At 46.2% G+C, this 17,072-nt stretch carries 18 protein-coding genes and 1 pseudogene; 7 read left to right on the top strand and 12 right to left on the bottom strand.

The genetic code is table 11. The annotated features are described in order from the left end of the window. Positions 1 to 33 precede the first annotated feature (33 nt). The 3 genes from L4C42_RS16500 to trmJ form a co-directional block, all read right to left on the bottom strand. On the bottom strand, positions 34 to 1,248 hold the full coding sequence (locus L4C42_RS16500) for an IscS subfamily cysteine desulfurase (protein ID WP_353497931.1): 1,215 nt from the start codon (positions 1,246 to 1,248) through the stop codon (positions 34 to 36). Positions 1,249 to 1,276: 28 nt separating this feature from the next. Next, a complete protein-coding gene (iscR, locus tag L4C42_RS16505) occupies positions 1,277 to 1,783 on the bottom strand; it encodes a Fe-S cluster assembly transcriptional regulator IscR (protein ID WP_042476234.1) in 507 nt (168 codons plus the stop codon). Positions 1,784 to 1,894: 111 nt separating this feature from the next. Next, on the bottom strand, positions 1,895 to 2,626 hold the full coding sequence (gene trmJ, locus L4C42_RS16510; protein ID WP_353498660.1) for a tRNA (cytosine(32)/uridine(32)-2'-O)-methyltransferase TrmJ: 732 nt from the start codon (positions 2,624 to 2,626) through the stop codon (positions 1,895 to 1,897). Positions 2,627 to 2,803: 177 nt separating this feature from the next. Between trmJ and suhB the strand changes: the two genes are divergently transcribed. Continuing rightward, entirely contained in the window at positions 2,804 to 3,607 is an 804-nt protein-coding gene (gene suhB / locus L4C42_RS16515) for an inositol-1-monophosphatase (protein WP_353497930.1), read from the top strand. Positions 3,608 to 3,919: 312 nt separating this feature from the next. On the opposite strand, the pseudogene L4C42_RS16520 reads toward suhB, so the two are convergent. The 8 genes and pseudogenes from L4C42_RS16520 to queA form a co-directional block, all read right to left on the bottom strand. After that, positions 3,920 to 4,012: pseudogene (locus L4C42_RS16520) on the bottom strand (protein translocase subunit SecF); the annotation flags it as partial. 37 nt (positions 4,013 to 4,049) lie between these two features. Next, positions 4,050 to 4,391, bottom strand: coding sequence for a hypothetical protein (locus L4C42_RS16525; protein ID WP_353497929.1), 342 nt, complete (start codon positions 4,389 to 4,391; stop codon positions 4,050 to 4,052). Beyond that, on the bottom strand, positions 4,388 to 4,780 hold the full coding sequence (locus L4C42_RS16530; RefSeq protein ID WP_353497928.1) for a DUF6973 domain-containing protein: 393 nt from the start codon (positions 4,778 to 4,780) through the stop codon (positions 4,388 to 4,390). The genes L4C42_RS16525 and L4C42_RS16530 overlap by 4 nt, the downstream gene beginning before the upstream one ends. A gap of 193 nt (positions 4,781 to 4,973) precedes the next feature. Further along, positions 4,974 to 5,921, bottom strand: a complete 948-nt coding sequence (gene secF, locus L4C42_RS16535) for a protein translocase subunit SecF (RefSeq protein WP_353497927.1) — start codon at positions 5,919 to 5,921, stop codon at positions 4,974 to 4,976. 9 nt (positions 5,922 to 5,930) lie between these two features. After that, on the bottom strand, positions 5,931 to 7,787 hold the full coding sequence (gene secD, locus L4C42_RS16540) for a protein translocase subunit SecD (RefSeq protein ID WP_353497926.1): 1,857 nt from the start codon (positions 7,785 to 7,787) through the stop codon (positions 5,931 to 5,933). Positions 7,788 to 7,807: 20 nt separating this feature from the next. Next, complete coding sequence (yajC, locus tag L4C42_RS16545) at positions 7,808 to 8,137, bottom strand: preprotein translocase subunit YajC (RefSeq protein ID WP_353497925.1); 330 nt, start codon at positions 8,135 to 8,137, stop codon at positions 7,808 to 7,810. A gap of 169 nt (positions 8,138 to 8,306) precedes the next feature. Continuing rightward, positions 8,307 to 9,452, bottom strand: coding sequence for a tRNA guanosine(34) transglycosylase Tgt (gene tgt, locus L4C42_RS16550; protein WP_353497924.1), 1,146 nt, complete (start codon positions 9,450 to 9,452; stop codon positions 8,307 to 8,309). A gap of 183 nt (positions 9,453 to 9,635) precedes the next feature. Further along, positions 9,636 to 10,688: a tRNA preQ1(34) S-adenosylmethionine ribosyltransferase-isomerase QueA gene (gene queA / locus L4C42_RS16555; RefSeq protein WP_418642296.1), complete on the bottom strand. Its 1,053-nt coding sequence runs from the start codon at positions 10,686 to 10,688 to the stop codon at positions 9,636 to 9,638. 255 nt (positions 10,689 to 10,943) lie between these two features. On the opposite strand from queA, the gene L4C42_RS16560 reads away from it, so the two are divergent. Next, positions 10,944 to 11,414: a CBS domain-containing protein gene (locus L4C42_RS16560; RefSeq protein ID WP_353497923.1), complete on the top strand. Its 471-nt coding sequence runs from the start codon at positions 10,944 to 10,946 to the stop codon at positions 11,412 to 11,414. A 669-nt stretch (positions 11,415 to 12,083) separates the two neighbouring features. Here the strand turns inward: L4C42_RS16560 and L4C42_RS16565 are convergent. Next, the gene (locus L4C42_RS16565; protein WP_418641732.1) at positions 12,084 to 12,989 is read right to left on the bottom strand and encodes a hydrogen peroxide-inducible genes activator; all 906 of its coding nucleotides are present in this window, start codon (positions 12,987 to 12,989) and stop codon (positions 12,084 to 12,086) included. A gap of 187 nt (positions 12,990 to 13,176) precedes the next feature. On the opposite strand from L4C42_RS16565, the gene L4C42_RS16570 reads away from it, so the two are divergent. From L4C42_RS16570 to L4C42_RS16590, 5 genes are all read left to right on the top strand, one after another. Next, entirely contained in the window at positions 13,177 to 13,785 is a 609-nt protein-coding gene (locus L4C42_RS16570; RefSeq protein WP_042476179.1) for a peroxiredoxin, read from the top strand. Positions 13,786 to 13,977: 192 nt separating this feature from the next. Continuing rightward, a complete protein-coding gene (locus tag L4C42_RS16575) occupies positions 13,978 to 14,727 on the top strand; it encodes a copper homeostasis protein CutC (RefSeq protein ID WP_418641733.1) in 750 nt (249 codons plus the stop codon). Positions 14,728 to 14,760: 33 nt separating this feature from the next. Next, a complete protein-coding gene (ppk2, locus tag L4C42_RS16580) occupies positions 14,761 to 15,549 on the top strand; it encodes a polyphosphate kinase 2 (protein ID WP_353497920.1) in 789 nt (262 codons plus the stop codon). Further along, positions 15,542 to 16,483 carry a LysR family transcriptional regulator gene (locus L4C42_RS16585; RefSeq protein ID WP_353497919.1) on the top strand — a complete coding sequence of 314 codons (942 nt, stop codon included), beginning with the start codon at positions 15,542 to 15,544 and terminating at the stop codon, positions 16,481 to 16,483. Before ppk2 ends, L4C42_RS16585 begins: the two co-directional genes overlap by 8 nt. A gap of 85 nt (positions 16,484 to 16,568) precedes the next feature. After that, positions 16,569 to 17,072 carry a hypothetical protein gene (locus L4C42_RS16590; RefSeq protein ID WP_353497918.1) on the top strand — a complete coding sequence of 168 codons (504 nt, stop codon included), beginning with the start codon at positions 16,569 to 16,571 and terminating at the stop codon, positions 17,070 to 17,072.

Genomic DNA, 17,072 nt, shown 5'->3' on the forward strand with positions numbered 1-17,072 from the left:
AATAACTTCCTCGAATCCTCTACTTCCGTGAGATTAGTGGTGTGCCCACTCAACCGTGTCTAGGTCAATCCCTTCTTTATACATATCCCATAGAGGAGACATGTCACGTAATTTGTTTACTGCTGTTCTGATCTGCTCAATCGCAAAGTCGATGTCTTCTTCTGTGGTGAAACGACCAAATGAGAAGCGAACCGAGCTGTGTGCTAGCTCATCGTTAAGGCCAAGTGCACGCAGCACATATGAAGGCTCTAGACTTGCTGATGTACATGCAGAACCAGAAGATACTGCCAAGTCTTTAAGCGACATTAGTAGCGACTCACCCTCAACGAACGCAAAGCTTACGTTTAGGTTGTGTGGAACACGCTGCTCTAGGTCACCATTGACTGTCACGGCTTCAAGATCTTTAACGCCGTTCAGTAGACGGTCACGCAATGCTTTTGCGTGGTCGTAGTCTTTCTGCATATCTTGCTTAGCGATAGCAAAGGCTTCTCCCATACCCACGATCTGGTGCGTAGGTAATGTGCCAGAGCGGAAACCACGCTCATGACCGCCACCGTGCATTTGCGCTTCTAGACGAATACGTGGCTTACGACGCACGTAAAGCGCACCAATACCTTTAGGGCCGTATGCTTTATGAGCAGACATTGAAATCAGATCAACCTTCATTTCTTGAACGTCGATAGGCAGTTTGCCTGCAGATTGCGCTGCGTCTACGTGGAATACGATTTTCTTGCTACGGCAAAGTTCGCCGATAGCTGTAATGTCTTGTACAACACCGATTTCGTTGTTTACGTGCATGATTGACACAAGCACTGTGTCTTCACGCATCGCCGCTTCTAGTTTAGCTAGGTCAACAATACCGTTTGATTCAGGTTCAAGGTAGGTCACTTCGAAGCCTTCACGCTCAAGCTGACGGCATGGGTCAAGAACTGCTTTGTGCTCAGTCTTAACCGTGATGATGTGCTTACCTTTCTTGCTGTAGAAGTGCGCTGCACCTTTGATAGCAAGGTTGTCAGATTCAGTAGCGCCAGACGTAAATACGACTTCGCGAGGGTCTGCGTTCAACAGATCAGCGATCTGTTCACGAGCGTTATCTACTGCTTCTTCTGCTTGCCAACCAAAACGGTGAGAACGTGACGCTGGGTTACCAAAGGTACCGTCCATCGTCATGTATTGAACCATTTTTTCTGCAACCCTTGGATCGACAGGGCAAGTGGCAGAGTAGTCTAGATAAATAGGCAGTTTCATTCTTTACTCCAATGTATAAGCGACACTACTACGAGCGAACATTGATTCCGATGGGTGCGGTGCTTGTACTTTTTCTTGAGAACCCATGATTTACCGCGAGATCTACGTCTTGTCGGTCTGAAATTTCTAATACTTCGTTATCTACCATCAGCTCACCAAGAGTGATGTTGTTTAGGAAGTCACTGATGCGAGAGCTTAAATCTCTCCACAGTGTGTGTGTGAGGCAACGTGTACCACCCTGGCAATCTCCTTTGCCAGCGCATTTTGTTGCATCAACGGACTCATCAACTGCAGCGATGACAGTACCGATTGAAATCTCGTTGGCTTCTGCGCCTAAGCGGTAACCACCACCTGGACCACGAACACTCGCCACCAAGCCCGCTTTGCGAAGTTTGGAGAACAGCTGTTCTAGATAAGACAAAGAGATACCTTGACGTTCTGAGATGTCAGCTAGAGGTACTGGGCTTTGCTGTGAGTGCAGTGCGACATCAAGCATCGCTGTTACTGCATATCTTCCTTTTGATGTAAGTCTCATATCACACTATCCACATTGATTATGTGGCATAAATATTTTCATACCTGAGTATTTTAGTCAAGTATTTAATTGACTAAAATACTCAGGTATTTAACCCAATAAAAGAAATGGTTATTCTTTAACCCCTATCGCTTTTTCAACTGAGGTTAAAATACCGCGCAACGTATTGATTTCCGTGGTTTCAGGACGTGCTCGACTAAACATTCTTCGCAACTTATTCATGACAAGCCCCGGCTTCTCCTTCGAGATAAACTGGGTATCCATAATGACTTTTTCAAGGTGTTGGTAGAATAATTCCAGTTCTTTGTGACGCGGATAATCGACTTCACTTGGCTCTGAGTACTGCTGAGCTTCTCGCTCTAAATGCGCAACTCTTACTTCATAGCTCAGTGTTTGCACCGCCATAGCAAGATTGAGCGAACTGTATTCTGGGTTTGCGGGAATACACGTATGATAATGACACAGCTGCAGCTCGTCATTGGTTAAGCCGGTGCGCTCGCGCCCAAATACCAATGCCACCGCATGCTTTTCGCCTTCGACCGCAAACTTTTTACCGCACTCACGTGGTTCAATCATTGGCCAATCAAGAGTACGAGAGCGTGCACTTGAGCCAACTACTAGGCCGCAATCTTCCACCGCTTCTTCTAAAGTCGAAACGACTTTTGCACCTAACGCGATATCACTCGCACCCGCGGCCAACGCAACCGCCTGCGAGTCTACCTCACATTGAGGGTCCACAAGCACCATCTGGCTTAGTCCCATTACCTTCATCGCTCGAGCTGCCGAGCCGATATTTCCAGAATGAGAAGTCCCCACCAGGACGATTTTTACGTTGTCTAGCATTGTCACGTTGCACTCATTTTACACAATCGCAGAATGGTAACATAATCTTGACTAAAGTAGTCAGGATCTTTCTATTCATAAAATTAACAGCACAAAAAATAACCACTTCCCTTTTGCCAAATCTTTGGTATACTTCGCGCCGCTTTTTGTTCTTTAACATCCGTTGGGAAAATTCGTATGCATCCAATGCTAAACATCGCTATACGCGCTGCGCGTAAAGCGGGCAACCATATTGCTAAATCACTAGAAAACACTGACAAGATTGAGTCAGTACAGAAAGGCACTAATGACTTTGTTACTAACGTAGACAAAGACGCCGAAGCAATCATCATCAGCACTATCCAAGCTTCATACCCAGACCACAGCATCATTGCTGAAGAGGGTGGACTCATTGAAGGTAAAGATAGTGACGTACAATGGATCATCGACCCACTGGATGGCACTAATAACTTCGTTCGAGGCATTCCTACTTTCGCTGTATCTATTGCAGTTCGCATCAAAGGTAAAACAGAAGTAGCGTGTGTTTACGACCCAATGGTTAACGAGCTTTTCACTGCACAACGTGGTGCTGGCGCTCAGCTTAACAATGCACGTATCCGTGTAACTCAGCTTAAAGATATCAAAGGTACTGTTATCGGTACTGGCTTCCCATTCAAGCAGAAGCAACATTCTGAAAGCTACTTCAAGATCATGTCTTCTATGTTCAACGAGTGCTCTGACTTCCGTCGTGCTGGCTCTGCAGCTCTAGACCTATGTTACGTTGCAGCGGGTCGTCTAGACGGTTACTTCGAGCTTGGTCTAAAACCATGGGACATGGCGGCAGGCGAACTGATTGCTCGTGAAGCTGGCGCTATCGTGACTGACTTCTCTGGCGGTACTGAGTACATGAAGTCTGGTAACGTTGTTGCTTCAAGCGCTCGCGGCGTGAAAGCGATGCTAAAACACATCCGTGAAAACGGTAACGAAGCTATCCTTAAGTAATTCTTTAGAGCTTAAGTAGTTCCGTAAAAGAAAGCACAGCCCGTCACAGCTGAATTTGAAATCCCGACCTATGGTCGGGATTTTTTTGTTTAGTGCCAAGGAAGTTACGTGTTTTCACTAAGAATCATTTTTCCTGGATAAAAGAAAAGCCACTCCGAAGAGTGGCTTTTTTGTGCTTGTCGCTTACATGTGTGTCATTCCTGCGTAGGCAGGAATCTATTCGAGGCTTGGTGATCGCTGTGAGTAGATCCCTGCGTACGCAGGCGCACGGCTAGTGGGATGACGGGATCACTGCACTCGGACAGAAATACCCTAAGGCATCTCATCAAACTCAGCGCCTTCTTTTTCAATCTGTGGCGGCATTAGGTGCTCTCTCTGGATGCCCTATTTCAGAGCTAGCGCAGATGTTTAGTAAATAGGAGAGCTCAGAAACCAAAGTAATTTAGTCCATACATCCTTCAGGCTCTAATAACACTTCTGAGACCTTTTTTGTCGAGCGATCAATCACAAATGCAACTAGACAATCTTGGCTTTCGCTCAAGCGGTATGCCGGAAACTCATCATATAAATAGTACGCGTCAGGCTGACCCAATTTATCAATAATTTCACTACTATCTAGAGTCATGGCAGATTGCTTGTAAAAATCCTCTAGCATGCTGTAGCGTTGGTTCGGAGAACTTTTCCAAATATTGCTATCAAATGAGCGTTCAGAGTTAGTAAAAGTAACTTCCTCACTACAGGCTGATATCAATAACGTGACTATGAGTAATGTTAGTTTTTTCATTCTCTAAGCACCTTCAATCGCCCAACCAAAAGAGCCGTGCGACAGTAGTGCGACAACTTTTCATCACCTGCTCTTGATAAACCAATCCTCAGCCCTACAAGATTATTATGAAGATCCATATTCTTCTCTGAAGCGTCGTTGTCCTCAGAGCTTTCATGTGCTGATGTAAACTCTAAAGCATTCTTATAACCAATATCTCTCGCCAAAATCGCTGACCAAAAACAATGTCTAAAAGCATCGCTTTTGTCATTGCACCTGTTACAACCAAATCGAACTTTAGTTTCCTCATAAGCAATATCTTTAGATCTAGCTATAGCAACTACATGATGAGGATGATTTTTCAGGTAAAGTTTCTCGTCTTCTGTGAGTCTTTCGTACTGTTGTAGCATTACATAACCTCCTTCTTCCAGTCCAAAATAGAGAAGCTAATACAATACTCTTGTAATAAAGTTAGGTTGAAAAATCTCTTTTAAACGTTCGTTATTGGAAAGACATCGAATGGCTTTGTAATTGAGTAAAAACCCTCGTTACAAAAACGGCCCTGCAAATGCAGAGCCGTTTCATCAAATCCGACAATTTGCCTTATGGCATCTCATCAAACTCAGCGCCTTCTTTTTCAATCTGTGGCGGCATTAGGTGCTCTCTCTGGATACCCAGTTTCAGAGCTAGCGCAGATGCTACGTAGATAGAAGAGTAAGTACCGACCGTGATACCCAGTAGCAATGCAGTCGCAAAGCCGTGGATCATCGCACCACCTTGAGTAAACAGTGCAATAACTACGAACAAGGTAGTACCAGACGTAATCAAGGTACGGCTTAGCGTTTGCGTGATGGAGCTGTTCATGATGTCAGCTGACTCACCCTTACGCATCTTGCGGAAGTTCTCACGGATACGGTCAAATACAACGATGGTATCGTTGAGTGAGTAACCGACAACCGTTAGAAGTGCTGCGACAATCGTCAAATCAACTTCAATCTGCATAAGCGAGAAGATGCCCAGCGTGATGATAACGTCGTGTGCAAGCGCGAGCACCGCACCCGCTGCCAAACGCCATTCAAATCGCACTGAGACGTATATCAAGATACAGATAAGCGATACAAGGATCGCAAGACCACCCGCTTCTGTAAGCTCATCACCGACGTTTGGACCTACGAACTCGATACGACGCATTTCAACGTCTTCACCCGTGCCGACGCGAATGGCATCTAGGATCTGGTTGCCCAGCGCCTCTGCCTGCATGTCATCACGAGGACGCAGACGAACCATAACATCGCGAGCAGAACCGAAATTCTGTACCGTGGCATCGCCAAAGCCTTTCGCATCTAGTGCTGAACGGACTTCCTCAAGGTTTGCTGGCTGTTCAAAGCCTACCTCAATAAGTGTACCGCCAGTAAAGTCTAGACCCCAGTTAAGCCACTTCGTCGACAGTGTAAAAATAGCTGCACCGATCATCACAATGGATAGAACGAACGCAACTTTTGACCAACGCATAAAGTCGATCGTTTTGTCTGCTTTCATTATCTGAAACATAACTAACCCTTAGATCGACAATTTGTTGATACGCTTACCGCCATAAACCAGGTTCACGAGACAACGTGTACCGATGATGGCTGTAAACATAGAAGTAATAATACCGATAGATAGTGTTACCGCGAAGCCTTTGATCGCACCTGTACCCACAGCAAATAGAATAATCGCTGTAATCAAGGTGGTGATGTTCGCATCGGCGATGGTGCTGAAAGCGTTAGCATAGCCTTGGTGAATCGCCTGCTGAGGGTTACGCCCATCTTTCAGTTCTTCACGTATCCGTTCAAAGATCAGAACGTTCGCATCCACCGCCATACCAACCGTCAGTACGATACCAGCGATACCTGGCAGCGTCATCGTCGCACCTGGAATCATCGACATAACACCAACGATAAGAACAATGTTCGCCATCAACGCCATGTTGGCAAACAGACCAAATCGACGATAGTAAACCAGCGTAAATAGCATCACGGCAATCATACCTGTGATACACGCTTTGATACCCATATCGATGTTTTGCTGACCCATTGATGGACCGATAGTACGTTCTTCAACAATAGAAATCGGCGCAATCAGAGCACCTGCACGAAGCAGTAGCGCTAAGTTGTGGGCTTCAGCAGCAGAATCGATACCTGTGATACGGAAGTTACGACCAAGTGCAGACTGAATTGTCGCTTGGTTGATCACTTCTTCATGCTTATCAAGGATAACTTTGCCTTCTGGCGTACGCTTGCCGCTGTCTTTATATTCAGCGAAAACCGTTGCCATTAGCTTACCGATGTTCTGACGTGAGAACGCTGCCATCTTGTTACCACCTTCGCTGTCTAGCGAGATGTTAACTTGTGGGCGACCATATTCGTCTGCGCTAGAGCTTGCATCAGTAATGCTGGCACCACCTAGGATAACGCGCTTCTTAAGCACAACCGGACGACCGTCACGATCAAGCTTAATCTCGCTACCCGCTGGCGCACGACCACTTGCTGCGGCAGCCAAGTCAGCCGAACTGTCTACTTCACGGAACTCTAGTGTTGCTGTTGCACCCAAAATTTCTTTCGCGCGCGCAGTGTCTTGAACACCTGGTAGCTCAACCACGATGCGGCTCGCACCCTGACGCTGAACCAATGGCTCTGCCACACCCAGTTCGTTTACACGATTGCGTAGGATAGTGATGTTCTGCTCTACAGCGTAATTACGGATTTCTTGAAGGCGAGTTTCTTTGAATCGAGCGACCAAAGCAAAGCGGCCGTTTGAGTCAGAATCGAAGAAGTCCATATCTGGGTATTTTGCTTCCAGTACTGTCTTCGCCTCTGCAAGTTGCTCAGCATCACGAAGTAATACTTCTACGCCATCTTTGCCTGCAGGTCTGATAGAGCGATAACGAATACGCTCTTCACGAAGATCACTACGGAAGCCCTCTTCTTGCTGACCAACCAACTTTTCCATCGCAGCGTCCATATCCACTTCCATCAAGAAGTGAACACCACCACGAAGGTCAAGACCGAGTTTCATTGGCGCAGCGCCAATCGACTCTAGCCAGTTTGGAGTAGCAGGAGCAAGGTTAAGTGCAACAATAGAGTCTTTGCCTAATGCTTCACTGATAATGTCGCGAGCACTGATCTGAGTATCAGTATCATTGAAACGAACAAGAATGGAGCCATTTTCTAGAGCAATGGACTTACGAGATAGTTGCTCTTCTTCAAGAGCTTTAGTGACAGTATCCAGCGTCGACATATCAACAGAGGCGCCACGCGCCCCTGTAATTTGAATAGCCGGATCTTCACCGTATAGATTGGGAAGTGCGTATAACGCCGCTGCCGCAATGGCGAATATCACCATCAGGTACTTCCACAAAGGGTAACGATTTAGCACAGCGAGATCCTATAGCTGTTTTATAGAGACTTCAGCGTACCTTTTGGTAGCACTGCAGTAATGAAGTCTTTCTTGATAACTACTTCATTGTTGTCGTTTAATGCGATAGCAATGTAGTCGTTGTCTTCAGCGATTTTAGTGATTTTACCAATTAGACCGCCGTTAGTTAGGACTTCGTCGCCCTTACCCATAGAAGCCATTAGGTTTTTGTGCTCTTTTGCACGCTTCGCTTGTGGGCGGTAAATCATGAAGTAAAAAATTACCGCGAACATGCCTAGCATGATTAGCATTTCGAAACCGCCACCTTGTGGTGCTGCTTCAGCTGCGTGAGCTGCAGAGATCAAACTCATCGGAGAACATCCTCTTTAATGTAAATACATATCCAAAATTGGGCTATCCCCCTATCTTTTCAAGAAGCAAACGGTAACTCAATGCTTCTTATTCGCTTAGAGGCACAAAAAGTGTGACCTAGAGCTAGGATTTGTTACCTATTGCAGGGATAGCCGACTATTTAGCCAACTATTGAGCGTCGACCTTCATATCTAGTGGTGGCACTTCGCGGTTGCGACGTGCGTAAAACTCTTCCACAAACTGCTCAAAACGGTCTTCATCAATTGCCTTACGGATGCTTTCCATCAGCATTTGATAGTGACGCAGATTGTGAATGGTGTTTAGACGTGCACCCAAGATTTCGTTACAGCGATCTAGGTGATGTAGATACGCTTTTGAGTAATTTTTACAAGTGTAGCAATCACAGTTCTCGTCTAGAGGACCTGTGTCAGTTTTGTTTGTCGCGTTACGAATCTTAATCACACCGCCAGTCACGAACAAGTGACCGTTACGTGCGTTACGCGTTGGCATCACACAGTCAAACATGTCGATACCACGACGAACACCTTCAACTAAGTCTTCAGGTTTACCTACCCCCATTAGGTAACGAGGCTTATCTTCAGGAAGCTTAGGGGTTGTGAATTCAAGAACGCGGTGCATCTCTTCTTTTGGTTCACCAACAGCAAGACCACCAACCGCGTAACCATCGAAACCGATGTCAGTCAGACCTTTCACCGACACATCACGCAAGTCTTCGTATACGCTACCCTGAACGATACCGAACAGCGAGTTTTCGTTGTCTAACTTGTCGAAGTGATCACGAGAGCGCTGCGCCCAACGTAGTGACATTTCCATCGACTTCTTCGCTTCTGCGTGAGTCGCTGGGTATGGCGTACACTCGTCAAAGATCATCACCACATCAGAGCCAAGATCTTTTTGGATTTCCATAGATTTTTCTGCATCCATGAAAATACGGTCACCGTTTACAGGGTTACGGAAATGCACACCCTCTTCTGTGATTTTACGGATATCACCAAGACTGAATACCTGGAAGCCACCAGAGTCAGTTAGGATAGGACCATGCCAGTTCATAAAGTCGTGCAAGTCACCGTGCATCTTCATGATCTCTTGACCTGGGCGAAGCCATAGGTGGAAAGTATTACCAAGAAGAATTTCGGCACCTGTGCCGCGTACTTCTTCAGGTGTCATACCTTTAACGGTACCGTATGTACCTACTGGCATAAATGCCGGAGTTTGTACTGTACCGCGTTCAAACGTCAACTGACCACGACGCGCATGGCCATCTTTTTTCTTAAGTTCGTATTGTAATTTCACGAAGCCTCCAAATTGCCAGAGACACAGTCTGACTCAATCTTAAAACGCACTAACAAGCGTAGCTTGCCGCACTTAGATCCGCTCACCTAACATAGTTCGTTTGGCGAAAGGTTTTGGTGTTCCCTACCGTATTCCACTGAGTCCTTGAGTGAAATAAAAACTGTCGCTCGCTACAGGCGTCAACTACGCCGTTTTCTTGGTAATGAACATCGCATCACCGTAGCTAAAGAAGCGATATTTTTGCTCTACCGCATGGTGGTAGGCATTCATAACATTGTCGTAGCCAGCAAACGCACTCACCAGCATGATCAGCGTTGATTCTGGTAGGTGGAAATTGGTCACGAGACAATCCACCAGCTGATACTCATAGCCAGGGAAGATGAAAATCTCGGTATCACCAAAGAAAGGCACCAGCTCAGTACCATTTTTCAGTGCATCTTGCGCCGCACTCTCGAGTGAACGTACCGAGGTGGTACCCACTGCAATAATGCGGCCGCCGTTCGCTTTAGTCTCTGCAATCACATCCACCACCTCTTGAGGCACTTCTACATATTCAGCATGCATGTGGTGGTCATGGATATTTTCAACGCGAACAGGCTGGAATGTACCTGCGCCAACATGAAGCGTCACATACGCAAAGTTGGCGCCTTTCGCTTTAATTTGCTCGAGAACACTATCGTCAAAGTGAAGACCAGCAGTAGGCGCCGCAACCGCACCGGGTTTTTCGTTATAAACCGTTTGGTAACGTTCTTTGTCGGCATCTTCATCTGGACGATCGATGTATGGCGGCAATGGCATGTGACCAACATCGTTTAGGATCTCAAGCACTGTCTTATCTGACTGCATTTCAATTTCAAACAAGGCATCGTGACGCGCCGTCATGATCGCTTGGTATTCGTCGTTTTCACCCAAAAACAGCTCGGTACCTGGTTTTGGTGATTTTGAACAACGTACGTGCGCAAGAACGCGCTTGTCATCAAGCATACGCTCTACCAATACTTCTAGCTTACCGCCAGAAGCTTTGCGACCAAACATACGTGCCGGGATCACGCGCGTGTTATTGAACACTAGAAGGTCGCCAGGCTGAACTTGGCTGACGATATCAGTGAAGTTTCCATCTACAACTTCACCCGTGTTACCGGTCAATTGAAGCAGTCGGCTTGAGCTACGCTCTGCCTTTGGGTAACGAGCAATCAGCTCATCAGGTAATTCGAAGTGAAAATCTGAAACTTGCATAACACCAATCTTCTTTATTAAGCGACTAAAACGGCGAAAAAATTCGCAGCCGCATAGTATAAAGTGACCCGTTGGAATAGCAAGCTGAACCGACGTTTGCGACCAGTTAACCAGTGAATTACCACGCGCCATTTAAACCATTTTATCAAAAGGGATATTTTGTGAGTTAAACGGCAAAAAACGATGTTAATCTCAGATTTAATCGGTGAAAAAACCTATAGTTAAAGTACACAAACAGAACGAGTTGGAGGCCATATGATTAAGGTCCAAGACATGATGACTCGCAACCCTCACACCCTATTGCGGTCTCACTCATTAGCCGACGCCAAACACACGATGGAAGCGCTCGATATCCGCCACATTCCAATCGTCGATGCAGAACGTCATTTACTAGGTATTGTTTCACAGCGTGACGTTCTCGCGGCGCAAGAGTCCATATTGCAGAAAATACCTAGCGATCAATCTTACACACTGTCGACACCGCTTAGTGAAGTGATGCGCACCAACATTATGACCGCAGAACCACGAGCGGGTTTGAAAGAAAGCGCCCTATATATGCAAAAACATAAGGTCGGATGCTTACCTGTAGTACATAACAAGCAGTTGGTCGGCATTATCACGGACAGTGACTTTGTCGCGATTGCAATCAACCTTTTAGAGCTTCAAGAAGATAGTGAACCAGAAGAGATTCAACCGGAAAATAATAGCGAAAGCGTCAGCCCGTAAGGCATTACTTAGGGTTGGGGAATTGTAGAAAAAAGAAGCGGCTGACGCCGCTCAAATCTACCGACATTCTGTGGTCTTATTCGACCACAAGGGGCAGTGCTCAAAACAGGTTTAGTATCAGTTTTCATTTGTAGCTTTTAAACAACAGGTGATGAACTGTCGTTTTTCCAGCTTGGCGAATTAGCAAGCCAACTCTTTGATGGCTCAGTATACAAAGTGCTGATTTCTCATTGCCTTAAAAACCTCAAAACCGTCTATTTACATTACCGCAACCCACTTTAGAGTTGCAACTCTAAAGTGGGTGTTTTTGCGAATTCGATAGTTTCCTCTTTCTGTATCAAGCTCGCTATTTCAAGTCATTTTCGTTGTGAGTTACGTAAATTAATTTCAAAAAGAACATTGTGAAATGTTGTATGTATAAACCAGCCAACGACGAGAGCCCTCCTCTTCACCTAGCTAGACTAGCATCGACAAAGCCAACAACACTTTTTCAAAATGTCACAGTGTGAAATTCACATGGTCAACTCACTGAAATGATTGAAAACTAATTCAACGCCGCCATGATTCACGGTTCGAAAATAATTCTAATCTTCAGTTATAAATACTAAAAAAGGCACCTAAACTGGTGCCTTTCACTAGTACAATGTCGATCGGTTTCTACAAAACTGGCTACAACAACTCAGAAACCACATCTGCAAGCTGCAAAAACGAATCTCTTCGCGAGGAGCTTGGTCGCCATACCAAACCAATATCGCGATGAGCCTGTTGACCTGGCGGCTCAATCACGATGAGATTTTGGTTCTCAAGCAAACCGTGCTCAATCGCCATTTGTGGAATGAACGTGGTTCCCAAACCGTTAGCCACCATTTGTACTAGGGTATGTAAACTCGTAGCGCTAAATGGGTTGATCTTCTCTTTTTCAGTGAGCTTACACGCTGAAACCGCATGTTCAGTCAGGCAGTGCTCGTTCTCTAACAAAAAGACCGACTCATCAGGCAAATCATCATATTTGATTGGCACCCGAATACTGTCGGCTTGGTTACGGCTAATGACCATCTTAAATGGGTCGTGGCCGACAATGCAGCTTTCCATCGTGCCAATATCCATTGGCAGCGCAAGGATGAGCACGTCCAACTCACCGTGGCGCAGCGCCGCCAGCAAATTAGCTGTAGTATCTTCTCTTAATAGTAAGTTGAGCTGCGGGTAGCGGGCATTGATCTCTTGTACCAAATCACACAATAAGAAAGGGGCGATCGTTGGAATACAGCCGAGTTTTAACTGACCTTGCATCACGTCACCTTGGCAGAGGTTACCCAGCTCAATCAGATCCTGGCCTTTAGCCAGCAGCTCACGGCCTTGAGACACTACCATCTCGCCTGCTTGAGTAAAGACTAATGGGCTTTTCTTGTCTTTCTTTTCGTAAAGAGGACAACCGATAAGCTCTTCAAGATTTTGGATTCCCTTACTCAAGGTCGATTGACTGACAAAACAGCGCTCAGCTGCCTCGCTAAAGTGCCGGGTTTCATGAAGTGTAACCAGGTAATGAAGCTGCTTTAAACTTGGCCATTTATTCATTTCAACTGCCTGTTTTTGAACCAATATCAAAAAAGGAATCGACCGTGTGGCTTCATCGCTTTTTTCGATGGAATTAATCTAATATTTTCGCTTTTTTCAATACTACAATGTGTACTATAGTTTGTCTCGTACAAACACGGACCAAACCGAAATGGTTTGAAATTATCCCTATTTAGGAGCAAAAAAAATGGTACTAGTTGGTCGTCAAGCCCCAGACTTTACTGCAGCAGCTGTTCTAGGCAACGGTGACATCGTTGAGAACTTCAACTTCGCTGAGTTCACTAAAGGTAAGAAAGCGGTTGTTTTCTTCTACCCACTAGACTTCACATTCGTTTGCCCATCTGAGCTGATTGCATTCGACAACCGTCTAGCTGATTTCCAAGCTAAAGGTTGTGAAGTTATCGGTATTTCTATCGATTCTCAGTTCTCTCACAACGCATGGCGTAACACTGCTATCGAAGATGGCGGTATCGGTCAAGTGAAATACCCACTAGTTGCTGATGTTAAGCACGAAATCTGCAAAGCGTACGACGTTGAGCACCCAGAAGCAGGTGTTGCTTTCCGTGGTTCTTTCCTAATCGACGAAGACGGTCTTGTACGTCACCAAGTTGTTAACGACCTACCACTAGGCCGTAACATCGACGAAATGCTACGCATGGTTGACGCTCTAAACTTCCACCAGAAGCACGGCGAAGTTTGCCCTGCACAATGGGAAGAAGGCAAAGCAGGTATGGACGCATCTCCGAAAGGTGTTGCAGCGTTCCTATCTGAGCACGCAGAAGACCTATCTAAGTAATTCGACCCTTCACCCTGCGCTCAAACCAGGGGTGATGGTTGGACAAATATAAAGCGAAAAACGCACGCCAATCATTGAAGAAGAAACGAGTTAGCCAAAAAACGAAGCCCGAGTCACCGACTCGGGCTTTTTTTATTTTCAGATTTCTTGGTCAGCGATATATTGATAGCAGTCTTTCTATTGAGAATTAAAATGAGCTACCAACTTGAAGTCTGTATCGACAATATCGAGTCACTCGCTTATGCCATCGCTGGCGGCGCTACCCGCATTGAACTGTGTTCATCACTTGCTTTAGGCGGCCTTACTCCAAACGCAGGATTAATCAAACAAGCCGTTCAGTCGTCTAGCATTCCCATCTACGTCATGATTCGACCTCGCCAAGGCGACTTCCTGTATGACTGTGATGATGTCGAAATCATGGCAGAAGACATTCGTACAGCTGCAAAATATGGCGCGCAAGGGGTAGTGCTTGGACTTTTAGACAAAGACGGGCACATCGACATGCCGCGTTCAATTCGCCTAGTGAAACTGGCACATGAGCTGGCTCTTGGCGTTACTTTCCACCGTGCATTTGATCAATGCAAAAAACCAGAACAGGCGCTTGAAGACGTGATTACACTGGGATGTGAGCGAATACTCACTTCTGGGTTGGCATCCAATGCGCTAGATGGCGCATCAAAGTTAGCTGAGCTGGTTAAACAAGCGGATGGCCGCATATCTCTCATGGCCGGAGCGGGTGTTTGCGCCGATAACGTCGCCACCATCATAACCACCAGCCAAGTGCAGGAAGTACACCTGTCAGGCAAATCTTCTCGCAACAGCAAAATGCACTTTATCGCCAACGAGGCCAAAATGGGGGCAGGCGATATTGATGATTTTGCCATCCCAGTTACCAGTAGCGACAAGATCCGCGCAGTAACTAGGGTGCTAAACTCTCTATAAAACAAACACAAAGAAAGTCGGAGAAGGACTTCTATGGGCAAGAAAAGCAAAATGGACAAAAAGCACTATGAAAGTGAACTCGCTCGATTGCAGATCGAGCTGGTTAAGCTACAAGAGTGGGTCAAACAAGAAGGGCTTAAAGTCGTTGTAGTATTTGAAGGTCGTGATGCTGCGGGAAAAGGTGGCGTCATTAAGCGCATTACTGAAAAGCTCAATCCTCGCGTTTGTCGTATTGCTGCCCTACCCGCTCCAACAGAAAAAGAGAAAACCCAATGGTATTTTCAGCGCTATGTCGCTCACCTACCTGCGGCGGGTGAAATCGTGCTGTTTGACCGCAGCTGGTACAACCGCGCTGGCGTTGAGAAAGTCATGGGGTTTTGCAGCGATGAGCAGTACCAAGAGTTCTTACGCTCTTGCCCTGAGTTTGAACGCATGCTGGTTCGCTCGGGTATTATTCTTCTTAAGTATTGGTTCTCTGTATCCGATGAAGAACAAGAAAAGCGCTTTTTAGAGCGTGTAAATACTCCGATTAAGCGTTGGAAGTTCAGCCCCATGGATTTGGAGTCTCGCAACCGCTGGGCAGAGTACTCGCAGGCCAAAGACACCATGTTTTCTTACACGGATACTAAGCAATGCCCATGGTGGGTAGTCCCCTCCGATGATAAAAAACGCGCTCGATTAAACTGCATTACTCACCTGCTCGGCCAAATAGATTACCAAGAAGTCGCCTACCCAGAGATTGACTTGCCAGAAATCAACAAAGAAGGCTATATGCGAACACCTATTGAAGAACAATCGTTTGTGCCGGATAACTATGACTGAATCAACGCAACTGTTTAGTCGACTCGACCTAAATCTGTTAAAAACCTTTCGTATTTTGCTGCAAGAGCGCAATACCCGTAAGGCAGCGGAACGGCTTTACGTCACGCAGCCTGCAGTTAGCCAAGCTCTACAAAAACTTCGTACCGTGTTTGAAGATGAACTGTTTGTCAAAGTCCAAGGCGGCCTTGAGCCAACACCCTTTGCTTTAGATCTTGAGGATAAAATCGCACCATTTGTTGATGGTTTAGAAGCAGCGCTCAATCAGCTGGAGGAGTTTGATCCAGCGACACTTACAGGGACGATACGCATCGCGTTAGCTCCGATCGTCATGACAAGCCTTGCGGGTGCGTTATTTACTGCTTTTAGGCAGCAAGCGCCACTGCTAAATTTGGAGCTACTCAGCTGGAATCAAACCACGGCGGAGAAAATTCGCAATGGAGAGGTGTTTTACGGCGTGCATTACGATCTTGAACATCTGTCTAAAGAGCTGGCTCGTGATCCTCTGTTTGATTTAGAAGCGCGCATTATCGTACGTCAAGACCACCCCATTACTAAACCACTCATCACGCCTAAAGACTCCGTCGGTTACGAGCTGGCTTCACTTATCTCCCCGGGATGGAATGATCACTTCACCTATGCCAGCCAAATCCTAGAGCGACAAGGCTACACACCTAAAGTGGGATTTCGCTCAGAGATGCTGTTAGCACTTATCGATGTGATTGAATCTACTGATATGCTACTTCCGCATTCTAATTTGTTTCCGATCCACAATTACTCCCAATTACGCTCACTCAAAGTGGAAATAGATGGGCAGATTTATACCAAGCGCCTATTTGGCTACTTGCACAACAAAAACCGCCACTCTGCAAAAGCAAAATGGATAGAATCCATCATCGAAGAAAGATTGCCGCAGCAAGCCAATAAGCACAGCTAATTAAAGCTATTAGTGGCGCTACTTAGTCAGCATAAACAGGAGCCGCTACCATCGGCGCTCCTCCTGTTTGCGATTAGATATGACCATGAAAAAGCTGCTACTACCCATCCTTGCTACCTTGCCCCTCACCGCCATAGCGTCGGAAGCTCAAGCGCAAAGCATCCATCTGTCTCCAGATGTAAAAATTGGTGCTTTTAACGGTGCTGGCGTTCAGCTTGGTGTCGCTGATGCTCTAGGAATGGATGCGGTTTACGTAAGCTATGCGCGCAAGTATTACGATACCGACCGCTATGACGAGACCATCGACTCTTATCGTCTAGGCCTACAGCATATGTTTGGCGATCGTGAGAACTATGGACTGCAAGCAGAGATCGGCCTCGCCAACTATCGTGGCGAGAAGCGCATCAACAGTGAGTTGCTTAATCGCAGTGCTAACGGACTTAGCATCAGTGCGGGTTACGTGTACATGCTAAATCCAAGCTTTGGTCTAAGAACCGGCTTTGATTATGACGTGTTCGGTGCGAGCAACACCTTCATCTCTATGGGCTCGCACTTCTCATTAAGCTTTGGCGTGGTTGGTCGCTTCTAA

The sequence above is a fragment of the Vibrio wakamikoensis genome, from assembly GCF_050337275.1.
In the GTDB taxonomy this organism is placed as follows: domain Bacteria; phylum Pseudomonadota; class Gammaproteobacteria; order Enterobacterales; family Vibrionaceae; genus Vibrio; species Vibrio chaetopteri.

What these genes read in the sequence shown, in the direction of transcription:
- suhB (WP_353497930.1), top strand. Translation starts at nt 2,804, where the DNA reads ATGCATCCAATGCTAAACATCGCTATACGCGCTGCGCGTAAAGCGGGC.
- L4C42_RS16575 (WP_418641733.1), top strand. Translation starts at nt 13,978, where the DNA reads ATGAGCTACCAACTTGAAGTCTGTATCGACAATATCGAGTCACTCGCT.
- L4C42_RS16560 (WP_353497923.1), top strand. Translation starts at nt 10,944, where the DNA reads ATGATTAAGGTCCAAGACATGATGACTCGCAACCCTCACACCCTATTG.
- L4C42_RS16585 (WP_353497919.1), top strand. Translation starts at nt 15,542, where the DNA reads ATGACTGAATCAACGCAACTGTTTAGTCGACTCGACCTAAATCTGTTA.
- L4C42_RS16500 (WP_353497931.1), bottom strand. Translation starts at nt 1,248, where the DNA reads ATGAAACTGCCTATTTATCTAGACTACTCTGCCACTTGCCCTGTCGAT.
- queA (WP_418642296.1), bottom strand. Translation starts at nt 10,688, where the DNA reads ATGCAAGTTTCAGATTTTCACTTCGAATTACCTGATGAGCTGATTGCT.
- L4C42_RS16590 (WP_353497918.1), top strand. Translation starts at nt 16,569, where the DNA reads ATGAAAAAGCTGCTACTACCCATCCTTGCTACCTTGCCCCTCACCGCC.
- trmJ (WP_353498660.1), bottom strand. Translation starts at nt 2,626, where the DNA reads ATGCTAGACAACGTAAAAATCGTCCTGGTGGGGACTTCTCATTCTGGA.
- L4C42_RS16525 (WP_353497929.1), bottom strand. Translation starts at nt 4,391, where the DNA reads ATGAAAAAACTAACATTACTCATAGTCACGTTATTGATATCAGCCTGT.
- ppk2 (WP_353497920.1), top strand. Translation starts at nt 14,761, where the DNA reads ATGGGCAAGAAAAGCAAAATGGACAAAAAGCACTATGAAAGTGAACTC.
- yajC (WP_353497925.1), bottom strand. Translation starts at nt 8,137, where the DNA reads ATGAGTTTGATCTCTGCAGCTCACGCAGCTGAAGCAGCACCACAAGGT.
- L4C42_RS16565 (WP_418641732.1), bottom strand. Translation starts at nt 12,989, where the DNA reads ATGAATAAATGGCCAAGTTTAAAGCAGCTTCATTACCTGGTTACACTT.
- L4C42_RS16530 (WP_353497928.1), bottom strand. Translation starts at nt 4,780, where the DNA reads ATGCTACAACAGTACGAAAGACTCACAGAAGACGAGAAACTTTACCTG.
- secF (WP_353497927.1), bottom strand. Translation starts at nt 5,921, where the DNA reads ATGTTTCAGATAATGAAAGCAGACAAAACGATCGACTTTATGCGTTGG.
- L4C42_RS16570 (WP_042476179.1), top strand. Translation starts at nt 13,177, where the DNA reads ATGGTACTAGTTGGTCGTCAAGCCCCAGACTTTACTGCAGCAGCTGTT.
- iscR (WP_042476234.1), bottom strand. Translation starts at nt 1,783, where the DNA reads ATGAGACTTACATCAAAAGGAAGATATGCAGTAACAGCGATGCTTGAT.